Source organism: Roseovarius indicus (assembly GCF_008728195.1).
Classification (GTDB): domain Bacteria; phylum Pseudomonadota; class Alphaproteobacteria; order Rhodobacterales; family Rhodobacteraceae; genus Roseovarius; species Roseovarius indicus.
The window spans coordinates 2,726,425-2,750,809 of record NZ_CP031598.1; the positions used below are offsets into that span (position 1 = coordinate 2,726,425).

A 24,385-nucleotide genomic window follows, 5' to 3' on the forward strand; every position below is an offset into this window, starting at 1 on the left:
GTCGACGTGAACTTTACGGATTTCGTTACAGGGCTCAGGGGAGCTGCCGCCGCGGCGATGCTCGCCGCCATCACGCTTGCCGCGCCAGACCCGGCCGCGGCCCAGAACGCGGAGGTCACGGTCGAACAGGTCCGGCCCGGCACGGCGGGCGATACGGCCGGCTACTACCAGGACACCACCGGCGCCGGGGACGACACCGGCGATTATGTGCCCACGCAGCTTATCACCGGCGGCGCGCGGCTGACCGTGGGCTCGACCAACCTGTCGAGCATCAACCAGGCCGGCAACAGCAATTTCGCGAGCGTCAACATCAGCGGCATCGGCAACCTGACGCTCCAGGACCAGCGCGGCGCGTTCAACAGCTCGGAGCTGGACGTGATCGGCTCGCGCAACCGCGTGCTGGTGGAGCAGCGGGGGGTCGGCCTGCAGTCGGACATCAATCTCACCGGTGCGGAAGGCAAGACCGTTGTGCATTTGCAACGGGGGCGCGCAAGTTCGCGCAGTGTCGACCCGATCGACATAGGGAATCAGGGCGCAGCCGTTGTGTTTGTTTTAGATACACCAAGAGGTCGTCGAATAGTCACCAAATAGCCATTTCACCCCATTATCAGCCTTGCGGTGACTTGCAATTTGAGACACGCCGTGCGACTTCGCGACATGGGGAGACATGGAATGAGATACTTTGTGACTTTGTTGGCCTGCGCCATCTGCGGGCACGCAGCGGCGGGCGACCTCGTGTACCAGCCGATCAACCCGTCCTTCGGGGGCAACCCGCTGAACAGCTCGCACCTGTACCAGGGCGCGGACATTCAGAACCAGTACATCGACGACGGCAGCCGGTTCGATGACCTCTTCGAGGAACCGTCCCTGGCGGAAGAATTCGCAGAAGCGATCCGCAACGGCATGATCTCGATCGCGGCCGGGGAGCTGATCGATTCCATCGTGCTTCAGGAGAACCCGACCGGCACCATGGAGCTTGACGGCGCGATGGTGAGCTGGGTCACGCAGGGCGACCGGGTGGTGATCACCGTCAATGACGGCGTGTCGACCCAGACGCTCGATATCCCCGTTCCGGTGATCAACTGATTTCAAGAAGGCAGAGGGCCACGGATTTGAATACAGGTATGTTTCGAAAACAGGCGCGACTGGCCCTGGCGGTGATGCTTGCGGGCACGCTGATGGGATGTGCGGGCAAGGACCCGTTCGAACCGGGCCGCAATGACGTGCCCGCGCGGATCCTGCCGGAGACGCAGACGAGCGCGGCACTGAAGGGCCTGCCGGCGCCGAAGCGCAAGATGACGCTGGCGGTCTACGAATTTCCCGACCTGACGGGTCAGCACAAGCCGAGCGAGAATTTCGCGGAATTCTCGCGGGCGGTGACGCAGGGCGCGGACGCGATCCTTGTGGATGTGCTCACCAAAGCCGGTCGTGGCGAGTGGTTCGACGTGGTCGAGCGGCGGGGCCTGACCAATATCCTGCGCGAGCGGCAGATCATTCAGGCCACCCGGCAGGAACACGAGGGCGAGGAGGCCAAGCCGCTGAACCCGCTGACCTTTGCCGGGGTTCTGATCGAGGGCGGTGTCGTCGCCTATGAATCGAACCTGCGGACCGGCGGGCTGGGCGCGCGCTATCTCGGGATCGGCGGGCACACCGAGTATCGCGAGGATTACGTGACCGTGAACCTGCGGCTTGTGAGTGTCAGCAGCGGCCGTGTGCTGCACAGTGTCACGACGACCAAGCAGGTCTATTCGACGCTGGTGCAGGCCAATGTCTTCCGCTTCGTGTCGAGCGATGCGCTGCTGGAGATCGACGCGGGCTATACCCGGAATTCGCCGCCGCAATTCGCGTTGCGCGAGGCCATCGAGCTTGGCGTCTTCGCCATGGTGCTGGAAGGCCGCGAGCAAGGGCTGTGGGATTTCAAGAACCCGGCCCGGGGCGTGCAGGCGATGCAGACCTACATTCAACGCAACCCGAACCTGGCCGATGGCGACACGCCCGTGGTGGTGTCGCGGGACGACCGGGCGTCGGCCTTCGACCCGATCCCGTTGGCGCAGGTCGACGAGCGCTGGCTGGATCAGCCCGACATGGGCGAAAGCCGCGCCTCGCTTGCCGCGGTGCGGCCGGTGGCGCGGGGCAACCGGATGGCCGATACCGATGTGCCGGACGCAGAGGCCGATACCGATACGCCGGACGAGATCGTCGAGATTACCGAAGCCGGGGTCGACCTGGCCGAGCTGCGCTGACCGGCGCAGCCGTTGCGGGTGGGGCGCCTTGCGGCGCCCCGTTCAGTCGTCCTTGATCTGTTCCATCGCCCAGCCGACGCTGAAGCCGTGCAGGATGGTCGACAGCAGGATGACGAGGCCGACAAGGGTCCAGAGCTCGTCCTTGTTGGCGAAATCCATGTGGCTTCCCGCGTAGCAGAGGTAATAGATCGAGCCGATGCCGCGCACGCCGTAAAGGGAAATCACGGCGCGGTCGCGATAGGCCAGACGGCTTCCGAGCAGGCCGATCCAGCCCGACAGCGGGCGCACCACGAGGATCAGCAGCAGCGCGAAGATCACGTGGACCCAGGTGAGATCGGCGAAGAGGAGGGGCAGGATGGTGCCGAGCGCCACCAGCAGCACGGCGGTCAGGGCGTGTTCGATCGATTCCGAGAAATCGTGCAGGCGGCGGTGGAAGTGGTGATCCTGCTCGACGCGGCGTAGGGTCAGGCCCATGACGGCGACGGCGATGAAGCCGTAGCCTTCGACCAGTTCGGTCGAGCCGTAGCAGAGCAGCACGCCCGCCAGCGCGACCACGCCGGAGCCGGTTTCGGCCAGCACCGCGTTGCGGGGCACCGAGAAGAGCACATAGCCCAGCACCCGCGCCCCGGCCCAGCCCATCGCCCCGCCGACGGCGATGCGGTAGACCACGTCGAGCGCCAGCCAGTCGAAGACCAGCAGGCCCGGCGTCACGGTTTCGGCGGCGACGAGAAGCCCGAGATAGACGAAGGGGAAGGCGAGCCCGTCATTGAGGCCGGCCTCGGTGGTGAGGGTGAACCGAACGGGGTGCTCGACGCCTTCCTGCGGCGGGCCGACCTGGACGTCGGCCGCGAGCACGGGGTCGGTTGGGGCCAGGACGGCCCCGAGCAGGATGGCGCCGGCGACGGTGAGCCCTTCGAACCCGATGCCGAGCAGCGCGACGGCAAGGATGGTGAGCGGCATGGCGATGCCAAGCATGCGGAAGGTCGGTGTCCATCTTCTCCAGGGGCGGAGCGCGTCGATCCGCATGCCCGTGCCGAAGAGGGCGATGATGACGGTCAGCTCGCTGACCAGTTCCCAGATGCGCGGCGCCTCGCGCGGGTCGGGCAGGGTGGGCAGGTTCGGCACCAGCAGCGCCGCGCCCGTGCCGAAGAGGATCATCAGCGGGGCCGAGGCCGGTTCGCGGTCGGAGAAGAGCCGCGGCAGCCACTGGGCGACGATCACGATGGCACCGACCACCACGAGGGCGATATGGTAGGAGTTCAGGGCGAAGAAGGAGTCCGGTTGCACGGGCTGTCAGGTCCTTTCAGGTATGGCCGTGGCGCGGGCGGGCGGCTCAGCGCGGGAGGAAATGGCGGTTCTGGAAATGGCGGGCGCGCAGGAAATAGAGGGTAGTCGGCATTCTGTTACGTGCCCCGGGTTCGGCTTTGTTATTGTCACGGTGTCGAGGGCGCTGCCGCTGGGCGGCGCACCTGTCGGGAAGCTAACGCCGCAGGGCGGCATGGTGTTCCCGTTTTGGGCGCGTCTTGGCGACCTTGGCGAATGTGGCCCGAAAGAAGCGGTCGCCGGTCTGTCGGGTTTCGCGATATTTTTCCCATATACAGGCGCTGGCAGACCGGTTAGGAGGGCGTTTTCCATGCCTGTCCGACGACAGGGCGCGGCGCCCGGGTGCCGCGCGGCCCAAGCAGAACGGTTTCCTGATGATACAGACCCTCTCCGATGCGCTCGCCGAGCGCGGTTACGATGTTTTGACGCCCGTGCAGGAGGCGGTGACGGCGGCCGAGCTGCGGGACGCCGACCTGCTGGTCTCGGCGCAGACGGGGTCTGGCAAGACGGTGGGGTTCGGGCTGGCGATCGGGCCGACCCTGTTGGAAGAGGACGGGCGGCTTGGCCCGGCGGCGGCGCCGCTGGGGTTGATCATCGCGCCGACGCGGGAGCTGGCCCTGCAGGTGACGCGGGAGCTGGGGTGGCTTTATGCCAAGGCGGGCGCGCGGGTGGTGACCTGCGTGGGCGGCATGGACATGCGCGACGAGCGCCGCGCACTTGAGCGGGGCGCGCATATCGTGGTGGGCACGCCCGGGCGGCTGAGCGACCATATCCGGCGCGGCTCGCTGGATATGAGCGAATTGCGCGCGGTGGTGCTCGATGAGGCCGACGAGATGCTCGACCTCGGCTTCCGCGAGGACCTGGAATTCATGCTGGGCGAGGCGCCGGAGGAGCGGCGCACGCTGATGTTCTCGGCCACGGTGCCGCCGATGATCGTGACGCTGGCCAAGCAGTACCAGCGCGATGCGGTGCGGGTGACGACGCTGTCGGACAAGAGCCCGCATGCGGATATTACCTACCAGGCGCTCAGGGTGGCGCCGCAGGATGCGGAGAACGCGATCATCAACGTGCTGCGCTATCACGAGGCGCAGAACGCGATCGTCTTTGCCAATACGCGGGCGACGGTGAACCGGCTGACGGCGCGGTTCTCGAACCGGGGGTTCTCGGTCGTGTGCCTGTCGGGTGAGTTGAGCCAGACGGAGCGGAGCCATGCGTTGCAGGCGATGCGCGACGGGCGGGCCAGGGTCTGCGTGGCGACGGATGTGGCGGCGCGGGGGATCGACCTGCCGAACCTCGAGCTGGTGATCCATGCCGAGCTGCCGTCGAATTCGGAGACGCTGCTGCACCGGTCGGGCCGGACGGGGCGCGCGGGGCGGAAGGGGATTTCCGCGCTGATCGCGCCGCCGAAGGTGGTGAAGAAGGCCGAGCGCCTGTTGAAGGGCGCCAAGGTGCAGGCCGAGTGGACGGTGCCGCCGGGGGCGGAGGAGATCTTGCGCCGCGACGAGGAAAGGCTGCTGGCCGATCCGGCGTGGCAGGAGGTGCCGAGCGCGGCGGAGGCGGAGTTTGCCGCGCGGTTGCTGGCCGAACAGTCGCCCGAGGCGGTGGCTGCGGCCTATCTGCGGCTGTTCCGGGCAAGGCATTCGGTGCCGGAGGAATTGTCGGACGTGGCCTCCCGGCCGGAGCCCAAGCCGCGGCCCGAGTTCGGGCCGAGCGTGTGGGTGTCGCTGTCGGTGGGCCGTGACAAGGGGGCGGAACCGCGCTGGCTGTTGCCGCTGATGTTGCGGGCCGGGGCGCTGGAGAAGGCCGATGTCGGCGCGATCCGGGTGCAGGATACCGAGACCTTCGTTGAGATATCAGAGGCGGCGGCGGAGAGTTTCCTGGCGTCGCTGGAGCAGGGTGGCGTGCTCGAGAAGGGCGTGAGCGTGCGGTCTGTCGAGGGCGTGCCGGAGTTCGGGCGGCCGGAACCGCGCGGCGACAAGCCGAAGCGGGGCGGGGGCAAGCCCTGGCAGGACAAGGGGACGGATGCGCGGCCGAGGCCGGCGAAGCCCGAATGGCGGGAGAAACCGGCGTCGAAGCCTGAGCGGGCCGAGCGTGGGCCCAGGCCTGAGAGGGCGGAGCGTGCACCGGATGCGGAGCGGAGGTCGGAGAAGCCGGCCAAGCCGTTCGGGGGGAAGAAGCCTTACGAGGGTGGAAAGCCCCGGAAGCCCCATGGTGCGGGCAAGCCGAAGCAGGCATACGACCCTGCCAAGCCGAAGAAACCCTACGAGGCGGGCAAGCCGAAACCCTCTGGCGAGGGCGCGCCGGCGCCTCAGGACACCCGCAAGCCGCGGAGCAAGGGGCCGAAGCCGGGCAAACCGGCAGGGCCGGGCCGGCCGGAGGGAAAACCTGCGGCTGCCAAGCCGCGGGCGAGTGCCTCGGACACGTCGAAGCGGTTCACGCCGCCGGGCAAACCGGGCAAGCCCGGCAAGCCGAGGGGCGTGCGTGGCAAGGGTGGCATGGCGGTGCCGAAGCGGCGCAAGCCGTAAGGGTGAAACGGGCCCTCAGTGGCCCATGATCATGCCTTCGAGGGCCGATTTCTCCATCGCCAGTTCCTGAAGGCGGGCCTTGACCACGTCGCCGATGGTGACGATGCCGACCAGCTTGCCGTCTTCGACCACGGGCATGTGCCGGAAGCGGCCGTCGGTCATGCGGGTGAGCACCGCGTCGGAGCTGTCCTGACGGGTGCAGCAGACCGGGTTGCGGGTCATCATCTCGTCGACGGTTTCCTGCATGCAGTTGGCGCCGCGCACCGCCAGCGAGCGGACGATGTCGCGCTCCGACAGGATGCCTTCGGCGGTTTCGCCGTCGGAAGAGACCACGAGGCCGCCGATGCGCCGTTCGGCGAGGATCTGGGCGGCTTCCGAGACGCGCGTGCCGGGTTTGATCGTGATCACCCCGTCATTGCCCTTGGATTTCAGGATCTGTTGCACCAGCATCGTCGATAACCCCGCAATATTATTTCGCTAATTCAAGGGTCTGTTATTCGTTTGTTTCTGTCAAGCCTCTGCCTCGAGGCGGGCCACCTCTGCGCGGATCCCGTCGCAGAAGGTCTGGGCGAAACGGTTGAGCCGTTCGAGGCGGCGGTCGTCGGCGTGGCGGACGAGATAGAAGCTGCGGGTGAGGCTGAGCTGGTCGGTCAGAAGCTTGCGGGTGCCGGGGAAGAAGGGCATGGCGAAATCATGCATGATGCCGACGCCGGCGCCCTGCCTGATCCAGCCCATCTGGACGGCGACGGAGTTCGAGGCGAGATCGACCCGGGTGAGGCCGGTTTCACCGAGATAGTCGAGCTCCTTGTCGAAGATCATGTCCTGCACGTAGCCGATGATGCGGTGGTTCTGGAGGTCGTCGAGGGAGGTGATGGGCGGTGCGGTGCGCAGGTAGTCGTCGGAGGCGGCGAGGTGCAGGCGGTAATCGGCGATTTTCTGCACGGTGAGGCGGCCGGCGGTGGGGGGCGAGACGGCGACGACCATGTCGGCCTCGCGCCTCGTGAGGCTGAAGAGGCGGGGGAGGGCGACGATCTGGATCTCGAGCCCGGGATTGGCGCGGCCGATGCGGTCGCAGACCTGTGGCAGGAGGAAGTTGGCAGAACCGTCGGGGGCGCCGATGCGGATCTGGCCGGAGATGCCCGCCGCTTGCCCGGCCATGTCGTCGGCGGCGTCCTCGACCGCCTGTTCGGCGCGGGTGGCGTGGGTCATCAGCCGCTGGCCCGCGTCGGTGAGGGCGTAACCCGTGGGCGACTTGGCGAAGAGCGGCGCGCCGAAGCCGGCCTCGAGCCGGGCGACGCGGCGGCCCACGGTGGCGGGGTCGAGTTTCAGAAGCCGACCGGCGCTGGAGAGGCTTTCGGCGCGGGCCACCGCGAGAAACACTTTCAAATCATCCCATTGGACCTGCATCGCGCCACCCTTTGCATTTTCGCAAGACGTTTTTGGGATATTGCCTCTTTTCCATCTATTTTTGCAACGCTAGGGTCGCGCCAAATTCCGAAGAATTCTCATGGAGGAGCGTCATGAAAGAACTGACCCATTATATCGGCGGCGAGCACGTCAAAGGCACGTCGGGCCGGTTTTCCGATGTGTTCAACCCGGCGACGGGCGAAGTGCAGGCGAAATGCCCGCTGGCCTCGACCGAGGAATTCGGCAAGGCGGTCGATATTGCCGCCGCAGCGCAGCCCAAATGGGGCGCCACCAACCCGCAGCGCCGGGCCCGGGTGATGATGGAATTCGTGCGCCTGCTGAACCGCGACATGGACAAGCTGGCCGAGGCGCTTTCCGCCGAGCATGGCAAGACCTTTCCGGATGCCAAGGGCGACGTGCAGCGTGGCCTCGAGGTGGTGGAATACTGCATCGGCGCGCCGCAGCTGCTGAAGGGGGAGTTCACCGACAGCGCGGGTCCCGGCATCGACATGTATTCCATGCGCCAGCCGCTGGGTGTGACGGGCGGCATCACGCCGTTCAACTTCCCGGCGATGATCCCGATGTGGATGTTCGCGCCGGCGATCGCCTGCGGCAACGCCTTCATCCTGAAGCCGTCGGAGCGTGACCCCTCGGTGCCGCTGATGCTGGCCGAACTGATGGAAGAGGCCGGGCTGCCCAAGGGCATCCTGCAGGTGGTGAACGGCGACAAGGAATCGGTCGACGCGATGCTGGATCACCCGGTGGTGCAGTCTATCGGTTTCGTCGGTTCGACACCGATTGCCGAGTATATCTATGGCCGCGGCTGTTCGAACGGCAAGCGCGTGCAGTGTTTCGGTGGCGCCAAGAACCACATGATCATCATGCCGGATGCCGACATGGACCAGGCGGCGGATGCGCTGATCGGGTCGGGCTATGGCGCCGCGGGCGAGCGCTGCATGGCGATCTCGGTCGCCGTGCCGGTGGGCGACGAGACCGCCGACCGCCTGATCGAGAAGCTGGTGCCGCGCATCGAGAAGCTGAAGGTCGGGCCCTACACGGCGGGCGATGACGTGGATTACGGCCCCGTGGTGACGGCCGAGGCGAAGAAGAAGATCCTCGGCCTTGTAGAGAAGGGCATCGAGCAGGGCGCCGAGCTTGTGGTCGACGGGCGGGATTTCTCGCTTCAGGGCTACGAGGACGGGTTCTTTGTGGGGCCGCACCTGTTCGACAAGGTGAAGCCGGACATGGATATCTACACGCAGGAGATCTTCGGCCCGGTGCTGTCGACCGTGCGGGCCGGTTCCTACGAAGAGGCGCTTGGCCTTGCGATGGATCACGAGTACGGCAACGGCACGGCGATCTTCACCCGTGACGGCGATGCTGCGCGCGACTTTGCCAACCGGATCAACATCGGTATGGTGGGCGTGAACGTGCCGATCCCGGTGCCGCTGGCGTATCACACCTTCGGCGGCTGGAAGAAATCGGCCTTTGGCGACCTGAACCAGCACGGGCCGGACGCGTTCAAGTTCTACACCCGCACCAAGACCGTGACGGCCCGCTGGCCGTCGGGGATCAAGGATGGCGGCGAGTTCAACTTCAAGGCCATGGACTGAGCCTTTCGACATGACGATACTGACCGGGCCGCGCGCAGATTGCCGCGGCCCGGTTTCGTTTCGGGGAGGAGGTGACGATGTGGCCTGACACGAGGATTTGCGAGCTTCTGGGGATCGAGCATCCCATCATCCTGGCGCCGATGGCGGGGACGACCACGCCCGCGATGGCGGCGGCGGTGTCAAACGGCGGGGCCTTGGGCTCGCATGGTTGTGCGACCATGCCGCTCGACCGGCTGGAGCAGGACATGGAGGCGCTGGCGCGGGCGACGAACCGGCCGGTGAACCTGAATTTCTTTTGTCACGAGGTGCCCGAGATCACGCGGGAGCGGCACGAGGCACTGCTTGAGGCGATGGCGCCGCATTATGCCAAGGCCGGGATCGCGCCGCCGGAGGGGGTGCCGAAGGCGCCTTACGAGCCGTTCGGGCGCGCGCATCTTGAGCTCTTGCTGCTGCATCCGCCGGCGGTGGTGAGTTTCCATTTCGGCTTGCCGGATGCCGAGGCCATGGCGGCGCTGAAGGCGGCCGGGTGCAAGGTGCTGAGTTCGGCCACTACGGTGGAGGAGGCGCGCTGGCTCGAGGCGCGCGGCGTGGATGCGGTGATCGCGCAGGGCTGGGAAGCGGGCGGGCACCGGGGGGTGTTCCTCGACGTGGAAAACGACGCGCAGGTGGGGTTGTTTTCCCTGCTTCCGCAGGTGGTCGACGCGGTATCTGTGCCGGTCATTGCCGCCGGGGGCATTGCCGACGGGCGCGGGATCGCGGCCGCGTTCGCGTTGGGCGCCTCGGGGGTGCAGGTGGGCACGGCGTTCATCAGTTCGGACGAGGCGGCGCACAAGGCGTTGCATGACGAGGCGGTGGCCGAGGGCGCGGATGAGAGCACGCGGATCAGCCGGGCGGTTTCGGGCCGGCCGGCGCGGGCTCACCGGACGCCATGGCTCGACGCGATGACCGGTGTCAGGGCTGCGCCGTTTCCATTGATGTATCACTATACCGCCGGGCTGCAGGGGGCCGATGCCGAAACGCACCGCTTCTCGCTTTACGGTCAGAGTGCGCCGCTGGCGCCGAGGGGTGATGCCGGGGCGCGGTTGCAGGCGTTGATCTCTGCGGCACGCCGGGCGCTGTCATAGGGGATTTCGCCGTCTATCCGTGCGTGAAAGCTTGATTTTTCCGGGTCATACCGACGACACTCGGAGAAAGACGCAGGCGGGAGGAGGCGGCATGGCCATCGCGGAACCGGAATTTACCATCGGGATCGAAGAGGAATACCTGCTTGTCGATCGCGACAGCCTGGGCCTGGCGGAGGCGCCCACGGCGTTGATGGAGGCCTGCCAGGAGGAGTTGCAGGACCAAGTCGCGCCGGAGTTCCTGAAATGCCAGATCGAGATCGGCACCAAGGTCTGCCGGTCGGTGGCCGAGGCGCGGGAGGATCTCAGGCGCCTGCGGTCCTGCGTGTCGCGGCAGGCGGCGAAGCACAATCTCGCACCGATCGCCGCGTCGTGCCATCCGTTTTCCGACTGGCGCGAGCAGCACCACACCGACAAGGACCGCTACAACGAGTTGCAGAACGACCTGGCGGGCGTGGTGCGGCGGATGCTGATCTGCGGGATGCATGTGCATGTGGGCATTCACGAGCCCGACCGGCGGGTCGACCTGATGAACCAGCTCGCCTATTTCCTGCCGCACCTGCTGGCGCTGAGTTGCTCATCACCCTTCTGGCAGGGGCGGGACACGGGACTCGACAGCTACCGGCTGACGGTATTCGACAACCTGCCACGCACCGGGCTGCCGCCGCGCATGGTGAGCTTTGCCGAGTTCGAGCGATCGGTGCAGATACTGACCGACCTTGGCGTGATCGAGGACAGCTCGAAGATCTGGTGGGATCTGCGGCCGTCTTCCCGGTTTCCGACCATAGAGTCGCGGATCTGTGATGTGCAGCCGAGGCTCGAGCACACGCTGACGCTGGCGGCGCTGACGCAGGCGCTGACCCGGATGCTGTGGCGGCTGGCGACAAGAAACCAGCGCTGGCGGATCTACGACAAGTTCCTGGTGTCGGAAAACCGCTGGCGGGCGCAGCGCTATGGCAGCCGCGAGGGGCTCATCGACCTGGGCCGGGGCGAGATCGTGCCGATGGGAGAGCTCGTCGAGGAGATCATCGAGCTGATCCGGGAGGACGCGCAGCATTTCGGATCGCTGGAGGAGGTGGAGACCGCGCAGGAGATCGTGCAGGGCGGCACCAGTTCGAGCCGGCAGCGGCAGGTCTATCTCGACGCGCTGGAAGCGGGCGACGACAACGAGCACGCGCTGCAGGCCGTGGTGCGGCACCTGGTCGACGAGTACCACGCCGACCTCTGAGCCGGGCAAGGCTGACCCTATGGTGACGCGCGGCGATTTCGGGCCGTTAGGGCCTTGCATTCCGCGGCGCAGTATTGTTGCTTGGCCCCGCGACACGCGCCCGGACTGAACGGAGGAGCCGCCCATGCGTATCGGACTTTATCCGGGGACGTTCGACCCCATCACGCTTGGTCATATCGACATCATCCGCCGGGCCTCGTTCTTGGTCGACCGGCTGGTGCTGGGGGTGGCGATCAACCGGGACAAGGGCCCGCTTTTCACGCTGGAAGAGCGTGTCGAGATGATCGAGGCGGAATGCGAGAAGCTGAGCAAGCAGACCGGCACCGAGATCGTCGCGCACCCGTTCGAGAACCTGCTCATCGACTGCGCCCATGACGTGAACGCGACGCTGATCATCCGCGGCCTCAGGGCCGTGGCGGATTTCGAGTACGAGTTCCAGATGGTGGGCATGAACCGGGTTCTGGACAGCTCGGTCGAGACGGTCTTCCTGATGGCCGACGCGCATCACCAGGCGATTGCCTCGAAGCTGGTGAAGGAGATCGCCCGGCTGAACGGCGACGTGGGCAAGTTCGTGACCCCGCCGGTGAACGAAGCGCTGAAGGCGAAGTTCGCGGCGAAGTAGATCGGTGCGGGGCCGGTGATTGGGTCTGTCGACAGCCGGAAACGCTTCTTGCTTCTGACGGCGCTGTTGGCGCTCTGCGGATGCGCGCAGACAATGACCACCTCGAGCGTGACTGTCGATGCGGCTTACCTGACGGAGGAGACCGAGGCCGCTCTGGTTGCGGCCGTTTACGCCAAGGCCGAGGCGCTTTCCGGGACGTGCAAGCTGGTGAACGCGGAGCGAAGATACCATAGCTGCTCGGTTGGAGAAGCCTCGGGAAACCCGTCGCTCGAGATGAAAGTGGGATATGGTCAGAACGGGGAGTATGGCGTCAGCCTGACCACTGTCCTTGTGCACTGGTTTCCGCCCCCGAAAGAGGACGTCATTTCCGGGGCCTTCCTGTCGGAGCGCCAAAAGCGGCTGGAAGTCTGGATGCTTAGCCTGGTCCCGGAAGAGGCGACCGTGAATGCCGTGAGGCATTACATCGGGTATGACCACTCCGAAGAATTTTGACCGACGCCTATCGCCAGAAGGCCAGCCATTCGATCAGGTCGGCGAGCTTGCGGGCCAGGAAGATCGAGCCGGACCAATCGTAATACATGTAGTCGACGCCGAGACCGATCAGGATCAGGGCCCCGAGGAAAAGCGCGACTTGGTTGTTCATGTATCCGCCCCCGGGCCTGCCTGCTGCTTGCCGGATATGCCCGAGGCCGGGCAGGGGCGCAAGGGTTGAGCGGTGGGGTGGCAGATCGGAGGCGGGCTCGCGATGTCGACAGGCCGGAACGACAACGCCCCCGCAGATATCTGCGGGGGCGGTCCGTTTCCGTGTTCGATGATTTGCCCGATCAGGCGAGGCGGCCCATTTCGACGGCCACGTCGGCCATGCGGCAGGAGAAGCCCCATTCGTTGTCGTACCAGGCCAGCACGCGCACGAGGCGGCCGCCGGTGACCTTGGTCTGGTCGGGGGCGAAGATCGAGCTTTCCTCGGTATGGTTGAAGTCGATCGAGACCTTGGGTTCCGGGTCGTAGCCCAGCACGCCCTTCATCTTGCCGGCCGCGGCTTCGGCGACGATCTCGTTCACGTCGGCTTCGGTCACGTCCTTCTTGGCGATGAAGGTCAGGTCGACGGCCGAGACGTTGGGCGTGGGCACGCGGATGGCCGAGCCGTCGAGCTTGCCCTTGAGGTCGGGCAGCACTTCGCCGAGCGCCTTGGCGGCGCCGGTCGAGGTGGGGATCATGGACATGGCCGCGGCGCGGGCGCGGTAGAGATCCTTGTGCCGGCGGTCGAGCGTCGGCTGGTCGCCGGTATAGGCGTGGATCGTGGTCATGATGCCGCTTTCGATGCCGATCCCCTCGTGCAGGACCTTGGCGACGGGCGCGAGGCAGTTGGTGGTGCAGGACCCGTTCGAGATCATCTTCTCGCCGGTCTTCAGCTCTTCATGGTTCACGCCGTAGACCACGGTGCGGTCGACATTCTTGCCGGGCGCCGAGAGCAGCACCTTGCCGGCGCCACGGTCGAGATGGGCCTTGGCCTTTTCGCCGTCGTTGAACTTGCCGGTGCATTCGAGCACCACGTCGACGCCGGACCAGTCGAGCTCGTCCATCTCGTAGGTCGAGAACATCTCCATCGGGCCGCGGCCGAGGTCCATGGTGCCGTCGCCCAGCGTGATCTCGTTGGGGAAGCGGCCGTGGACGCTGTCATACTTGATCAGGTGTGCCGCGGTTTCCAGCGGGCCGGTGGCGTTGACCTTCACGACCTTGATGTCGTTGCGCGTGCTGGTGGCGATGTGGGCGAGGGTGCAACGGCCGATCCGGCCGAACCCGTTGATGCCGACGGTGATGGTCATGAGGCAGACTCCCGGTGCGTGGATGTTGGGCGCGATATAGACGGGGGTGGGGCCGGGAGAAAGGTGAAAATCGGCCTTTATCAAAGTGATAGCGATAACGTAGGGGTGGTGTGGCGGGGATGCGCTTATGGTGGCGCTAACGTGTGGGGCGGTCGGGCAAAGCTGGGCCAGCCGTGTTGGTCATGCGGGCGAAAGTGAGCATTCACCGCGCTTAGCCGATGGTGATTTTGGGATGAAACGCCAAGAACGGCGTTATTGCCACACGGGAAACGGCAGGGTTTTGTCAATTACCTGCTCACGTTTCAATGGATCGTATTGTCTACCTGATAGTATCTGATCCGCGATTTATCTTCCCATGGATACGGATTTGCCATGGCACCAGCGCAGGCATCCCATTCTTCTTTGGTTGGATTGGGGACCTCACTGAAGGTTGCGCACTTTCTGCATTGAACCTGCAGTTCCACGTTAGACAAAATGCCCGCAACCACGTCCCACTCATGCTCGCATGAGTCTGGATCACCGGCCAGGATAGAAATGCGTTCACCTATGTATGCGGTCGATAGCCACGACTGCGGAACAAAGAGGCTGAGAATAGCCACGATTTTCCTCATGAGTCTCTCTTCGTACTGTTTAAGGGCGTTGGACTGGCCGTGAAAATGACCATACCCTGTATAGGGTTGACTTGTCTTCCATGCACAGCCCGGCTCTGACCTGCACTGGCACCATGCGGCAGAAAACACCCTCGACAAAAAAAGGGCCGGTCGCGGTGACCGGCCCTGTCAGGTTTCAAATCGGCGCCCTTAGCTGGGCACTTCTCTGATCTCGCTGACGCTGACGGTGCCGACGCCCTGCTGGCAGAAGGACATCTCGGCCTGCTGGCCCGAAACCCGGACGAACTCGCCTTCGGTGAAGCGGACGTCGTCGCTGGTGAGCGACCAGATATCGCCGTCGCGGGTTTTCAGCACCATGCATTCGACGCCCTGCTGTACCCGGCCTTCCAGCGTGATGCGGTCGTCGCGCGGGGCGTCGGTGCCGGTGTCGCGGTCGATCTCGTCGAGGTTGACGACCTCGAGCGTGCCTTCACCTTGCTGGCAGAAGGCCGCGGCCTTGCGTTCGCCGCGGACGCGGACGTATTCGCCGGTGGTGAAACCGATATCTGCGCTGGTGAGGGACCATACGTCACCGTCTGCGGTGGTCAGGGTGGCGCATTCGGCGCCCTGGCCCACGCGGCCTTCGAGGGTCAGCATGTCGGTGTTGCCGCCGTTCCGGTCATCGCGACCGTCATCGGGTGCGTCGATCTCTTCCATCCGGGCGACATCGATCGTGCCGAGCCCCTGCTGGCAGAAGGCGGCGGCCTTCCGCGCGCCGGTGACGCGGACATATTCGCCTTCCGTGAAACCGGTATCGGCGCTGGTCAGTGACCAGACATCGCCGTCTGCGGTGGTCAGCGTGGCGCATTCCGCGCCCTGGCCGACACGGCCTTCGAGGGTGATGCGGTCGGTGTCGTCGTCGCCACCGGTGTTGCGGTCGGGTACGGTGACATCGAAGCGGCCGGATTTGAGGGTCATGCCCCGGTCGGTGTCGAGCACGTAGATCAGGCTGTCGCCCGGATCGGCCCAGTCGGGCAGGCCGACATCGGCGGAAATGTCGCCCTGGCCGTCGGCGCGGGCCTGGCCGATGGCGCGCCACTCGGACGAGGCGCGGCCGGCGCCGATGGTGACCCAGTCGTTCGGGCGCAGGTTGCGGGCCCGGAGAGTGACCTGCGTTTCGGGCGGGCCACTTTCGGGGGTGATCCGTACGGCGGCGGATGGAGTGTCAGTGGGCACGTCGATGACGTCGCCCACGGCAAGGTCGGTGGGGTCGATGCTGCCATTGGCATTGAGCAGCTCGATGACCGAGACGCCGACCGCCTGGGCGATGGAATAGAGCGTTTCACCCCGGCCGACGCGATAGGTTTCGGCGCCACGGCGGGTGCCATTGCGGTAATCCGTGCCGGTCTGGCCATCAGCGCGCGTGCCCCGGGTGAGGCGGATGCTCTGGCCCACGGACAGGTCGCGCGCGTTGACGTTGGGGTTGAGCTCCATGATCCGGGTCAGGCCGACATTGCAGCGCTGCGAGACCTTGTAGAGCGTGTCGCCCGGCTCGATGGCGTAGGATGTGCCGCAGGCGCCTTGGGCGCTGGCCATGCCCGCCCCGGCGGTGAGGGCCACCGCCGCGAGGGTGGCGCGGGGGGTGATGCGTTTCATGGGGTCCTCCGTTTGTCCTTCTCCTGTCGCCCAACCCGACCCCCGGCGGCCATGTTCCGGAGAATTCGGCTTGCGGCACGGGGCGGGGCGGCTATTCCTAGAAGGAACCGGGTGGGCGCCCGACTTGGGGGACAGGACATGACCGACTTTCTGCTGCTGGCGTTCACCTTCCTCGTGGCCGGGGTGATCTCGGTGCCGATTGCGACGCGGCTGGGGTTGGGGTCGGTGCTGGGCTACCTGATCGCGGGGATCGTGATCAGCCCGGTGCTGGCGCTGCTCAGGGTCGACGTGGTCTCGATCCAGCATTTCGCGGAATTCGGGGTGGTGATGATGCTGTTCCTCGTCGGGCTGGAGCTTGAACCCAAGCACCTGTGGTCGATGCGGGGGCGCCTGATGGGGCTTGGCGGCGGGCAGATCGGGTTGACCGTGGCGCTGGTTTACGGGGCGGGTGTTCTGCTGGGGCTGCCGTGGTCGGTGGCGTTGGCGGTGGGGCTGGTCTTTGCGCTGTCGTCGACCGCTATCGTGCTGCAGACGCTGGGCGAGAAAGGCTTGATGAAGTCCGATGGCGGGCAGTCGTCTTTCGCGGTGCTGCTGACGCAGGATATCGCGGTGATCCCGATGCTGGCCTTCCTGCCGTTGCTGGCCTTGCCGGAGCTTGCGGATCATGCGGCGGTGGTGGCGCATGGGGTCGAGGAGGCCGCCCACGGCGCGGCCGAGGCGGGGCATGACGAGGGCGGGCACGGGCCCGCGATCAGCCTTGTCGAGGGCCTGAACGGCTGGCAGACGGCGCTGGTGACTTTCGCGGCGGTGGCGGCGGTGGTGATCGGGGGGTCATACCTGACGACGCCGGTGTTCCGCTTCATCGCGGCGGCGGGGCTGCGGGAGCTTTTCACCGCGACGGCGCTGCTGATGGTGGTGGGGATCGCGCTCTTGATGCTGGTGGTGGGGCTGTCGCCCGCGCTGGGGACGTTCCTGGCGGGCGTGGTGCTGGCCAACTCGCCCTATCGACATGAGCTGGAGAGCGACATCGACCCGTTCCGGGGGCTGTTGCTGGGGCTCTTCTTCATGACGGTGGGCGCGTCGATCAATTTCGGGCTGCTCTTCGAGAACCTGTTCAGCATTCTTGGGATGACCATCGGGCTGATGACGGCGAAGGTGGCGGTTCTGCTCGTCCTGGCGGTGGTGTTCCGGATCAGGGGCGCCGACCGGTGGCTCTTTGCGCTGGGGCTGGCGCAGGCGGGGGAGTTCGGCTTTGTCCTTCTGTCTTTCACGGTCGCCAACGGGGTGATCCCGACGGCGCTGGCCGATCAGCTTCTGCTGGTGGTGGCGCTGTCGATGCTGCTGACGCCGGGGTTGTTCATCCTCTATGACCGGGTGATCGCGCCGCGGTTTTCCACCGTGCAGGAGCGCGAGCCGGACGAGATGCCGGGCGACCGCCAGATCATCATCGCCGGCGCCGGCCGGATGGGCGGGCTGATCGACCGGGTGATGCGGGCCGCGGGGCTGAGCACGACGGTGATCGACTACAACGCGCGGCGGCTGGATATCCTCGAACGGTTCGGCACGCGGCACTATTACGGCGATGCCTCGCGGCCCGACCTGCTGCATGCGGCGGGGATCGCCGAGGCGAAGATGCTGATCGTGGCGATCGACGACCGCGAGCAGATCAACGAGATCGTCAGACATGTGGGCAAGACATATCCCCAGGTGCATATCGTGGCCCGCGCGATCGACCGCGACCATGTCTATGACCTGTGGTATTACGGGTGTCGCGACATCATCCGCGAGACCTTCGACAGCTCGATGCGGATGAGCCGGTCGGTCTTCGAGGCGATGGGGATCGAGCGGGAGGTGGCGCAGCGGATGATCGACGCCTTCGTCGAGCGCGACCAGGAGGCGATGCTCGAGGCGGCGGAAGCCTATGATATCGGTGTTCCCCTTCACGAGAATCCGGCTTATGTCGAACTCGTCCGGTCGCGCCGGGGCACGTGGGAGGCCGAAATTCGCGAACGGATGGAACGGATCCGTGACGGCGGGACTTGAGCTTAAACGAGAAGATTTGAATCAGGGTACAATATGAGTGGACTTCTGGCGCTGCTTGACGATGTGGCGAGCCTTGCGAAAGTGGCGGCGGCCTCGGTCGATGACGTGGCAGGGCAGGCGGCCAAGGCAGGGGCCAAGGCCGCTGGTGCGGCGATCGATGACGCGGCGGTGACGCCCAAGTACCTGACCGGGTTCGATGCCAAGCGGGAATTGCCCATCGTCTGGCGGATCGCGCGGGGCTCCATCATCAATAAGCTGGTGTTCCTGTTGCCCGCCGGGCTGGCGCTGTCGGCCTTTGCGCCGTGGCTCATCCCGCCGCTGCTGATGCTGGGCGGGGCCTACCTGTGTTTCGAGGGCGCCGAGAAGATCGTGCATGCGATGGGGTTCGGGCATCACGAGGACCACGGGACGGACAAGCCGGAAAAGACCAGCGACCCGGCCCATCTGGAAGAAGAAAAGGTGGCCGGGGCCATCAAGACGGATTTCATCCTGTCGGCCGAGATCATGACGATTGCCCTTTCGGCCATTCCGCCCAGCAACATCTGGATGGAAGGGGCCACGCTGGCCGTCGTGGCCATCGGGATCACGGCTGTCGTTTACGGCGCCGTGGCGCTGATCGTGAAGGCCGACGACATGGGGCTTTTCATGGCGACGAACGGGATCCTGCGGGCGACGCGGGCCGTGGGGCGGGCGATCGTTCGGCTGATGCCGCGGTTCATGTGGCTGCTGACGGTCGTGGGCACGGCGGCGATGCTGTGGGTCGGCGGCTCGATCATCATTCACGGGCTCGACACGCTGGGCTGGCCGGTGGTCTATGACTGGATACATCATGTCGCCGAGGAGATCGGCCATACCGCCGGCAAGGCGGAGGGCGCCGTGACATGGGGGATCGTCGCCGCGCTCGATGGAGTGTTCGGGCTGGCGCTGGGGCTGGTGCTGGTGCCGATCGGCACCAGGCTGATCGCGCCGGTCTGGCAGCGGATCGCGAAGCTGAACCCGTTCGTTTGAGGGCCGCGGAGCAGGCTGGCGGCGCCCGGAATTTGCGCAAATTCCGGGTTGGAAAATGCGTATTTTCCAGCCCGTTTTCTGTGCAGAAAACGGCGGCGCGGGCGACGGCCGGGCCGTCGCCTGCAGGCCGGATCAGAGCAGCGACTTGACCTTTTCGGCCACGGCTTCTGCGGTGATGCCGAACTTCTCGAAAAGCACCTCGGCCGGGGCCGATGCGCCGAAGCTGTCCATGCCGACGAAGCCGGTTTTCTTCGGCCGGCCACGCTCGCCGCAGAGCCAGCGATCCCAGCCCTGCCGGACCCCGGCCTCGACCGCGACGCGGACGAAGTCGCCGCCGGGCAGGACGCGCTTGCGGTAGGCTTCGTCCTGTTCCTCGAAGAGCTCCCAGCAGGGCATCGAGACGACGCGGGTGCCGATGCCCTCGGCCTCGAGCATCTCGCGGGCGGCCATCGCCACGTGCACCTCCGAGCCGGTGGCCATCAGGATCGCCTTTCTCTCGGCATTGAAGTTGGCCATCACGTAGGCCCCGAAGGAGGTCATGTTGCGCTGTCTGTGCTCGGTGCGCAGCGTCGGCACGCCCTGACGGGTCAGCGACAGGACCGACGGCGTCGAGGTGGATTTCAGCGCCAGTTCCCAGGCTTCCGCCGTCTCGACCGTATCGCAGGGGCGGAAGACATAGGTGTTGGGCGTGGCCCGGCTGATGGCGAGGTGTTCGACCGGCTGGTGGGTGGGCCCGTCTTCGCCGAGACCGATGCTGTCATGGGTCATCACGAAGACGGTCGGCACCTGCATCAGCGCGGCCAGGCGCATCGAGGGGCGGGCGTAGTCGGTGAAGCACATGAAGGTGCCGCCATAGGGGCGCACGCCGCCATGCAGCGCCATGCCGTTCATCGCCGCCGCCATGCCGTGTTCTCGGATGCCGTAATGGATGTAGCGGCCCTTGCGGTTGTTGGTGTCGAACACCGTCATGTCGCCCGAACGGGTGTTGTTGGACCCCGACAGGTCGGCCGAACCGCCGATGGTTTCGATCATGATCGGGTTGACCACCTCGAGGACCATCTCGCTCGATTTGCGGGTGGCGACCTTGGGCTCCTCGGCGCTGATCTGTTTCTTCAGCGCGGTGATGCGCGAGGAGAGCTTCTTGGGGGTGTCGCCCGCCATGATGCGGGCGAACTCGGCCTGCCGCCGTTCGGAGGCGCCGGCCAGGCGGGCTTCCCATGCCGCCCGTTCCTGGGCGCCGCGGCGGCCGATCTCTTCCCAGGCCGACTTGATGTCGCCGGGCACTTCGAAGGGGCCGCCTGTCCAGCCATAGGCCTCTTTCGCGGCCTGAAGCTGATCGGCATCGGTCAGCGCGCCGTGGCCCTTGGAGGTGTCCTGCGCCGCATGGCCGAGGGCGATATGCGTCTTGCAGGCAATCATCGTTGGGCGGCGCGATCTCTTGGCCTTGGTCAGCGCGGCGTCGATTTCCTCGGGGTTGTGGCCGTCGATCTGGATCACTTCCCAACCGGCCGAGGCAAAGCGCTTGGGCTGGTCGGTGCGGTCGGCAAGGCCGACCTCGCCGTCGATGGTGATGTTGTTGTTGTCCCACAGCACGATCAGCTTGCTGAGCGCCAGCCGCCCGGCCAGCGTGATCGCCTCCTGGCTGACACCTTCCATGAGACAGCCGTCGCCGGCGATGACATAGGTGTGGTGGTCGACCAGCTGGCGGCCGTAGCGGGCGCGCAGCACCTCCTCGGCGATGGCGAAGCCCACGGAATTGGCGATGCCCTGGCCCAGCGGGCCGGTGGTGGTCTCGATCCCGTCATGCAGGAAGTTTTCCGGGTGGCCCGCCGTGATCGCGCCCAGTTGGCGAAAGTTCTTGATCTGGTCGAGCGTCATGCCCTCGTAGCCGGTGAGGTAGAGCAGCGAATAGAGCAGCATCGAGCCGTGGCCCGCCGACAGGATGAACCGGTCACGATCGGGCCAGTTGGCGTCGGCCGCGTCGAACTTCAGGTGTTTCTCGTAGAGAACCGTCGCCACGTCGGCCATGCCCATCGGCATGCCGGAATGGCCGGAATTGGCCGCGTGAACGGCGTCGAGGGTCAGCGCGCGGATGGCCGCGGCCTTGTTCCAGTGGTCGGGATTGGCAGAGCGAAGGGCAGCGATATCCACGGGTCATGCATCCTTGAAATGAAAACCGGTCGAAGGTTGCATACCAGCCACGGGCCAAAGTTCAAGCGTACTTGGGCGGGGTATTTTGAGGGGGCGAACTTTTCCCTGCGATTTTGTAGAGTTGGGCGAGACAGTTCGACCGCCGATTCGCGGCCGGACCAAGAAAAGCAGACGAAGGACTGGGGATATGAGCCAGATTGAAGAGCTACAGGGCCGGATCGCCGCCGCGCTCGACCGGATCGGGCAGGGGCTCGACCGGATGGGCGGTGGCGTTGCCGAAGGGGTCGAACCGGCCCCGGGCGAGCTGGAAGCCCTGCAACAGGAGCTTGAGGAAGAGCGCATCGCCAACGGGCAGCTGCGCGAACGCACCAAGAAGCTGCAGGTCCGCCGGCAACGGCTGGAGGGAGAGCTTCAATCCGCCCGCGAGAACATCGCCGAGCAACTTCGGGAATTCGACGCCGAGCTGCAGGGGCTGCGCGAGGCGAACGAGAGCCTGCGCGAGATCAACAGCAAGCTGCGCGAGGCCAACGAGGCCGGCGTAGGTGACCCCGACCTGATCAACAGGGCGCTGCAGGCCGAGCTGGAAGGTCTGCGCGCGACCCGCGCCGCGGACCGGGCCGAGACGACGCTGGTCTATTCCGAGCTGTTCGATGCCGTCGAAAACGTGCGCGTCGCGCATAACCAGGAGGATTGACCATGCCCGAGATCGAGGTCGAGATCGGCGGCCGCACCTTCGAGGTCGCCTGCCAGGAAGGCGAGGAGCATTACCTCAAGTTCGCCGCGAAGATGCTGGACGAGGAGGCGTCGGTTCTGACGTCGCAGATCGGACGCATTCCCGAGGCGCGGATGCTGCTGATGGCGGGGCTGATGCTGGCGGACAAGACCGCCGGGATGCAGGACAAGCTGCGCGAGGCGGAAGACAAGCTGATGGAGAAGGACGCCGAGCTGGACCAGATGCGCAACGCGCAGGCCGAGCCGAAGCGGGTCGAGGTGCCGGTGCTTCCCGATAACGTGACCGACGCCATGGCCGAACTGGCCGCCCGCGCCGAGGCGCTGGCCGACCAGGTCGAAGGCGGGGCCGGAGACTGGGAAGAGGAAGAGGAAAACGCCTGACGTCCCTCTTCCCGGGCGGCGCGGGCGTTACTTCATGCGCAGCGCGCCGTCGATCCGGATCACGTCGCCGTTCAGGTAATCGCATTCCACGATGAACCGCGCCAGCGCGGCGTATTCCGCCGGGTCGCCCAGGCGGCGCGGGCAGGTGACGTCGGCGGCAAGCTGGTCCTGAACCTCCTGCGGGAGGCCGCGCAGCATCGGCGTCAGCATCAGGCCCGGCGCGATGGCCATCACGCGGATGCCCTCGCGCGCGAGGTCGCGCGCCATGGGCAGCGACAGCCCGACGATCCCGCCTTTCGAGGCCGCATAGGCCGCCTGACCCTTCTGGCCCTCGAAGGCGGCGATGGAGGCGGTGTTGATGATGACGCCGCGCAGCCCGTCGTCGGAGGGGTCTTCCATGGCCATCTCGGCGGCGGCCACGCGGGCGACGTTGAAGCTGCCGACGAGGTTGATGTTGATGGTCTGCTGGAAGGTGCCAAGGTCGTGCGGGCCGTCCTTGCCGAGCGTCTTGGCCGCCGGCGCGATGCCCGCACAGTTGACGGCACAGGTGATCTTGCCCATCGCCGTCTTGGCGGCGGCAACCGCGGCCTTGACGGATTCTTCGTCGGTGACGTCAGTCTTGACGAAGGTCGCGCCGATCTCGTCCGCCACGGCGGTGCCGCGCTCTTCGTCGCGGTCGAACAGGGTGACCTGGGCGCCGAGCTCGCGGAAATGGCGCGCGGTGGCTTCTCCGAGGCCCGAGGCGCCTCCGGTGATGATGGCTGCGGTGTCTTCGATGCGCATTGGCGGCTCTCCTGTCAGGAAATGAACATGCGTTCAGATAACCCGCCTGGCGGGTGGTGTCAAAGTATCAGAAATTGCGCCGCACCCAGGGGGCCGAGGCCATCAGCCAGACCACCGTCATCAGGATGCGGAAGATATGGTGCAGGGTCACGAAGGCGGGGTTGGCCTGAAGGCTGAGCGCGACGAGCGACATCTCGGTCACCCCGCCCGGTGCGAAGCTGATCAGGAGCACGTCGAGCGGCTCCTCGACGAATTGTACCACGCCCACGGCGAAGACCATGGCCAGCGCCAGCATGCCGCCCACCGAAAGCAGGGACAGGCCCGCGCCACGCAGGATCAGCCCGCGCGAGAGGCCGGTGAACCGCATGCCGAGGGCGCAACCGACGACGATCTGCGCGATGTTGACCAGCCAGATGGGGATATCGACATGAAAGATGCCGGTGACGGAAAGAATGGCCGCCGCGGCCATCGGCCCGGTCAGCTGGGCCGCGGGGAAGCGCATGAGCTTGCCGCCGAAATACCCGGCCGCCCCGGCCATGACGATGAAGGGCAGATCGGTCCAGGGCACGTCGTCGCGCGCCAGCGTCACGCCGCCCGCGCTGCCCACGGGCTCGCCCAGCCAGAGCGAGAGGCCTATGGGCAGGGCGGTGACGACGATGATCACGCGCAGGAACTGTTGCAGGGTCAGGCGGGCGACGTTGCCGCCCGCCGCCTCGCCCAGGGCGAGCGACTCGTAAAGCCCGCCGGGCGAGCTGGAATAGAAGGCGGTGACGCGGTCATAGCCGCCGAGAATGCGGAAGACCCAGAAGTTGTAGACGAGGCACACGCCGATGAAGAGCGCCAGGGCGGTGAAGGTCACCGCGAATTCGGGAGCGGAGGCGAAAAGCTCGGGCGTGACCTGTGCGCCGATCATCAGGCCGATCACGCCGATGAAGACCTGCCGCAGGCGGTGGGAGAAGGCGTATCCCTCGGGCAGGTGGTGCGGCAGGGCCGTCGCGATCAGGGCGCAGATCACCAGCGGCCCGATCAGGTACGGCAGCGGCAGGCCGAAGAGCGATGCCCCCCAGCCGGTCAGCGCGCCAAGACAGATGAGGCCGAAGGTGACAAAGATGTGCGCCATGGTCACCATCAAC

23 protein-coding genes are annotated in these 24,385 nt (G+C 66.1%); 13 read left to right on the forward strand and 10 right to left on the reverse strand.

The window, feature by feature from the left end; genetic code table 11:
- Positions 1-6 precede the first annotated feature (6 nt).
- The 3 genes from RIdsm_RS12895 to RIdsm_RS12905 all read left to right on the forward strand — a co-directional run bounded on the left by RIdsm_RS12895 (position 7) and on the right by RIdsm_RS12905 (position 2,243).
- Positions 7-591, forward strand: coding sequence for a hypothetical protein (locus RIdsm_RS12895; protein ID WP_143100336.1), 585 nt, complete (start codon positions 7-9; stop codon positions 589-591).
- Positions 592-672: 81 nt separating this feature from the next.
- On the forward strand, positions 673-1,086 hold the full coding sequence (locus tag RIdsm_RS12900; RefSeq protein WP_074939759.1) for a curli assembly protein CsgF: 414 nt from the start codon (positions 673-675) through the stop codon (positions 1,084-1,086).
- Between the two features lie 38 nt (positions 1,087-1,124).
- Positions 1,125-2,243 carry a CsgG/HfaB family protein gene (locus RIdsm_RS12905; protein ID WP_074939757.1) on the forward strand — a complete coding sequence of 373 codons (1,119 nt, stop codon included), beginning with the start codon at positions 1,125-1,127 and terminating at the stop codon, positions 2,241-2,243.
- 42 nt (positions 2,244-2,285) lie between these two features.
- On the opposite strand, the gene RIdsm_RS12910 is transcribed toward RIdsm_RS12905, so the two are convergent.
- Positions 2,286-3,530, reverse strand: a complete 1,245-nt coding sequence (locus RIdsm_RS12910) for a cation:proton antiporter (protein WP_057815605.1) — start codon at positions 3,528-3,530, stop codon at positions 2,286-2,288.
- A 410-nt stretch (positions 3,531-3,940) separates the two neighbouring features.
- On the opposite strand from RIdsm_RS12910, the gene RIdsm_RS12915 reads away from it, so the two are divergent.
- Complete coding sequence (locus tag RIdsm_RS12915) at positions 3,941-6,091, forward strand: DEAD/DEAH box helicase (RefSeq protein WP_057815603.1); 2,151 nt, start codon at positions 3,941-3,943, stop codon at positions 6,089-6,091.
- 15 nt (positions 6,092-6,106) lie between these two features.
- Here RIdsm_RS12915 and RIdsm_RS12920 read toward each other — a convergent pair whose 3' ends face one another.
- Both RIdsm_RS12920 and RIdsm_RS12925 read right to left on the reverse strand, forming a co-directional pair.
- On the reverse strand, positions 6,107-6,541 hold the full coding sequence (locus RIdsm_RS12920; RefSeq protein WP_057815601.1) for a CBS domain-containing protein: 435 nt from the start codon (positions 6,539-6,541) through the stop codon (positions 6,107-6,109).
- A gap of 60 nt (positions 6,542-6,601) precedes the next feature.
- Positions 6,602-7,498: a LysR family transcriptional regulator gene (locus tag RIdsm_RS12925; protein WP_057815599.1), complete on the reverse strand. Its 897-nt coding sequence runs from the start codon at positions 7,496-7,498 to the stop codon at positions 6,602-6,604.
- Between the two features lie 113 nt (positions 7,499-7,611).
- On the opposite strand from RIdsm_RS12925, the gene RIdsm_RS12930 reads away from it, so the two are divergent.
- From RIdsm_RS12930 to RIdsm_RS12950, 5 genes are all read left to right on the forward strand, one after another.
- Positions 7,612-9,111 (forward strand): CoA-acylating methylmalonate-semialdehyde dehydrogenase, encoded by a 1,500-nt coding sequence (locus RIdsm_RS12930; RefSeq protein WP_057815596.1) that lies wholly within the window; start codon positions 7,612-7,614, stop codon positions 9,109-9,111.
- 77 nt (positions 9,112-9,188) lie between these two features.
- A complete protein-coding gene (locus tag RIdsm_RS12935; protein ID WP_057815595.1) occupies positions 9,189-10,235 on the forward strand; it encodes an NAD(P)H-dependent flavin oxidoreductase in 1,047 nt (348 codons plus the stop codon).
- 91 nt (positions 10,236-10,326) lie between these two features.
- Positions 10,327-11,460, forward strand: coding sequence for a carboxylate-amine ligase (locus RIdsm_RS12940; RefSeq protein ID WP_057815593.1), 1,134 nt, complete (start codon positions 10,327-10,329; stop codon positions 11,458-11,460).
- A gap of 124 nt (positions 11,461-11,584) precedes the next feature.
- Entirely contained in the window at positions 11,585-12,082 is a 498-nt protein-coding gene (gene coaD / locus RIdsm_RS12945; RefSeq protein WP_057815590.1) for a pantetheine-phosphate adenylyltransferase, read from the forward strand.
- 93 nt (positions 12,083-12,175) lie between these two features.
- The gene (locus tag RIdsm_RS12950; RefSeq protein WP_143100335.1) at positions 12,176-12,574 is read left to right on the forward strand and encodes a hypothetical protein; all 399 of its coding nucleotides are present in this window, start codon (positions 12,176-12,178) and stop codon (positions 12,572-12,574) included.
- Between the two features lie 7 nt (positions 12,575-12,581).
- Here the strand turns inward: RIdsm_RS12950 and RIdsm_RS30145 are convergent, their stop codons facing one another.
- The 4 genes from RIdsm_RS30145 to RIdsm_RS12965 all read right to left on the reverse strand — a co-directional run bounded on the left by RIdsm_RS30145 (position 12,582) and on the right by RIdsm_RS12965 (position 16,154).
- Entirely contained in the window at positions 12,582-12,725 is a 144-nt protein-coding gene (locus RIdsm_RS30145) for a hypothetical protein (RefSeq protein ID WP_057815585.1), read from the reverse strand.
- 181 nt (positions 12,726-12,906) lie between these two features.
- On the reverse strand, positions 12,907-13,908 hold the full coding sequence (gap, locus tag RIdsm_RS12955) for a type I glyceraldehyde-3-phosphate dehydrogenase (protein WP_057815583.1): 1,002 nt from the start codon (positions 13,906-13,908) through the stop codon (positions 12,907-12,909).
- 302 nt (positions 13,909-14,210) lie between these two features.
- Positions 14,211-14,519 (reverse strand): hypothetical protein, encoded by a 309-nt coding sequence (locus RIdsm_RS12960; protein ID WP_143100334.1) that lies wholly within the window; start codon positions 14,517-14,519, stop codon positions 14,211-14,213.
- 189 nt (positions 14,520-14,708) lie between these two features.
- On the reverse strand, positions 14,709-16,154 hold the full coding sequence (locus RIdsm_RS12965; protein WP_057815581.1) for a DUF5818 domain-containing protein: 1,446 nt from the start codon (positions 16,152-16,154) through the stop codon (positions 14,709-14,711).
- Positions 16,155-16,292: 138 nt separating this feature from the next.
- On the opposite strand from RIdsm_RS12965, the gene RIdsm_RS12970 reads away from it, so the two are divergent.
- Together RIdsm_RS12970 and RIdsm_RS12975 are read left to right on the forward strand one after the other, a co-directional pair.
- Positions 16,293-18,197 carry a cation:proton antiporter domain-containing protein gene (locus RIdsm_RS12970; protein WP_057815579.1) on the forward strand — a complete coding sequence of 635 codons (1,905 nt, stop codon included), beginning with the start codon at positions 16,293-16,295 and terminating at the stop codon, positions 18,195-18,197.
- Between the two features lie 33 nt (positions 18,198-18,230).
- Entirely contained in the window at positions 18,231-19,205 is a 975-nt protein-coding gene (locus RIdsm_RS12975; RefSeq protein ID WP_057815576.1) for a DUF808 domain-containing protein, read from the forward strand.
- A gap of 132 nt (positions 19,206-19,337) precedes the next feature.
- On the opposite strand, the gene tkt is transcribed toward RIdsm_RS12975, so the two are convergent.
- Positions 19,338-21,356 carry a transketolase gene (gene tkt / locus RIdsm_RS12980; RefSeq protein ID WP_057815574.1) on the reverse strand — a complete coding sequence of 673 codons (2,019 nt, stop codon included), beginning with the start codon at positions 21,354-21,356 and terminating at the stop codon, positions 19,338-19,340.
- Positions 21,357-21,543: 187 nt separating this feature from the next.
- Here tkt and RIdsm_RS12985 point away from each other — a divergent pair, with 187 nt between their 5' ends.
- A complete protein-coding gene (locus RIdsm_RS12985) occupies positions 21,544-22,050 on the forward strand; it encodes a hypothetical protein (protein WP_057815572.1) in 507 nt (168 codons plus the stop codon).
- 2 nt (positions 22,051-22,052) lie between these two features.
- Complete coding sequence (locus RIdsm_RS12990) at positions 22,053-22,469, forward strand: cell division protein ZapA (protein WP_057815570.1); 417 nt, start codon at positions 22,053-22,055, stop codon at positions 22,467-22,469.
- Positions 22,470-22,496: 27 nt separating this feature from the next.
- Here the strand turns inward: RIdsm_RS12990 and RIdsm_RS12995 are convergent, their stop codons facing one another.
- Positions 22,497-23,252, reverse strand: coding sequence for an SDR family NAD(P)-dependent oxidoreductase (locus tag RIdsm_RS12995; RefSeq protein WP_057815569.1), 756 nt, complete (start codon positions 23,250-23,252; stop codon positions 22,497-22,499).
- 67 nt (positions 23,253-23,319) lie between these two features.
- The gene (locus tag RIdsm_RS13000) at positions 23,320-24,372 is read right to left on the reverse strand and encodes an AbrB family transcriptional regulator (protein WP_057815704.1); all 1,053 of its coding nucleotides are present in this window, start codon (positions 24,370-24,372) and stop codon (positions 23,320-23,322) included.
- Between the last annotated feature and the right edge of the window lie 13 nt (positions 24,373-24,385).

Coding starts and splice junctions, on each gene's coding strand:
- RIdsm_RS12900 (WP_074939759.1), top strand. CDS start 673: ATGAGATACTTTGTGACTTTGTTGGCCTGCGCCATCTGCGGGCACGCA.
- RIdsm_RS12905 (WP_074939757.1), top strand. CDS start 1,125: ATGTTTCGAAAACAGGCGCGACTGGCCCTGGCGGTGATGCTTGCGGGC.
- RIdsm_RS12915 (WP_057815603.1), top strand. CDS start 3,941: ATGATACAGACCCTCTCCGATGCGCTCGCCGAGCGCGGTTACGATGTT.
- RIdsm_RS12920 (WP_057815601.1), bottom strand. CDS start 6,541: ATGCTGGTGCAACAGATCCTGAAATCCAAGGGCAATGACGGGGTGATC.
- RIdsm_RS12925 (WP_057815599.1), bottom strand. CDS start 7,498: ATGCAGGTCCAATGGGATGATTTGAAAGTGTTTCTCGCGGTGGCCCGC.
- RIdsm_RS12930 (WP_057815596.1), top strand. CDS start 7,612: ATGAAAGAACTGACCCATTATATCGGCGGCGAGCACGTCAAAGGCACG.
- RIdsm_RS12935 (WP_057815595.1), top strand. CDS start 9,189: ATGTGGCCTGACACGAGGATTTGCGAGCTTCTGGGGATCGAGCATCCC.
- RIdsm_RS12940 (WP_057815593.1), top strand. CDS start 10,327: ATGGCCATCGCGGAACCGGAATTTACCATCGGGATCGAAGAGGAATAC.
- coaD (WP_057815590.1), top strand. CDS start 11,585: ATGCGTATCGGACTTTATCCGGGGACGTTCGACCCCATCACGCTTGGT.
- RIdsm_RS12950 (WP_143100335.1), top strand. CDS start 12,176: ATGACCACCTCGAGCGTGACTGTCGATGCGGCTTACCTGACGGAGGAG.
- RIdsm_RS30145 (WP_057815585.1), bottom strand. CDS start 12,725: ATGAACAACCAAGTCGCGCTTTTCCTCGGGGCCCTGATCCTGATCGGT.
- gap (WP_057815583.1), bottom strand. CDS start 13,908: ATGACCATCACCGTCGGCATCAACGGGTTCGGCCGGATCGGCCGTTGC.
- RIdsm_RS12960 (WP_143100334.1), bottom strand. CDS start 14,519: ATGAGGAAAATCGTGGCTATTCTCAGCCTCTTTGTTCCGCAGTCGTGG.
- RIdsm_RS12965 (WP_057815581.1), bottom strand. CDS start 16,154: ATGAAACGCATCACCCCCCGCGCCACCCTCGCGGCGGTGGCCCTCACC.
- RIdsm_RS12970 (WP_057815579.1), top strand. CDS start 16,293: ATGACCGACTTTCTGCTGCTGGCGTTCACCTTCCTCGTGGCCGGGGTG.
- RIdsm_RS12975 (WP_057815576.1), top strand. CDS start 18,231: ATGAGTGGACTTCTGGCGCTGCTTGACGATGTGGCGAGCCTTGCGAAA.
- RIdsm_RS12985 (WP_057815572.1), top strand. CDS start 21,544: ATGAGCCAGATTGAAGAGCTACAGGGCCGGATCGCCGCCGCGCTCGAC.
- RIdsm_RS12990 (WP_057815570.1), top strand. CDS start 22,053: ATGCCCGAGATCGAGGTCGAGATCGGCGGCCGCACCTTCGAGGTCGCC.
- RIdsm_RS12995 (WP_057815569.1), bottom strand. CDS start 23,252: ATGCGCATCGAAGACACCGCAGCCATCATCACCGGAGGCGCCTCGGGC.
- RIdsm_RS13000 (WP_057815704.1), bottom strand. CDS start 24,372: ATGGCGCACATCTTTGTCACCTTCGGCCTCATCTGTCTTGGCGCGCTG.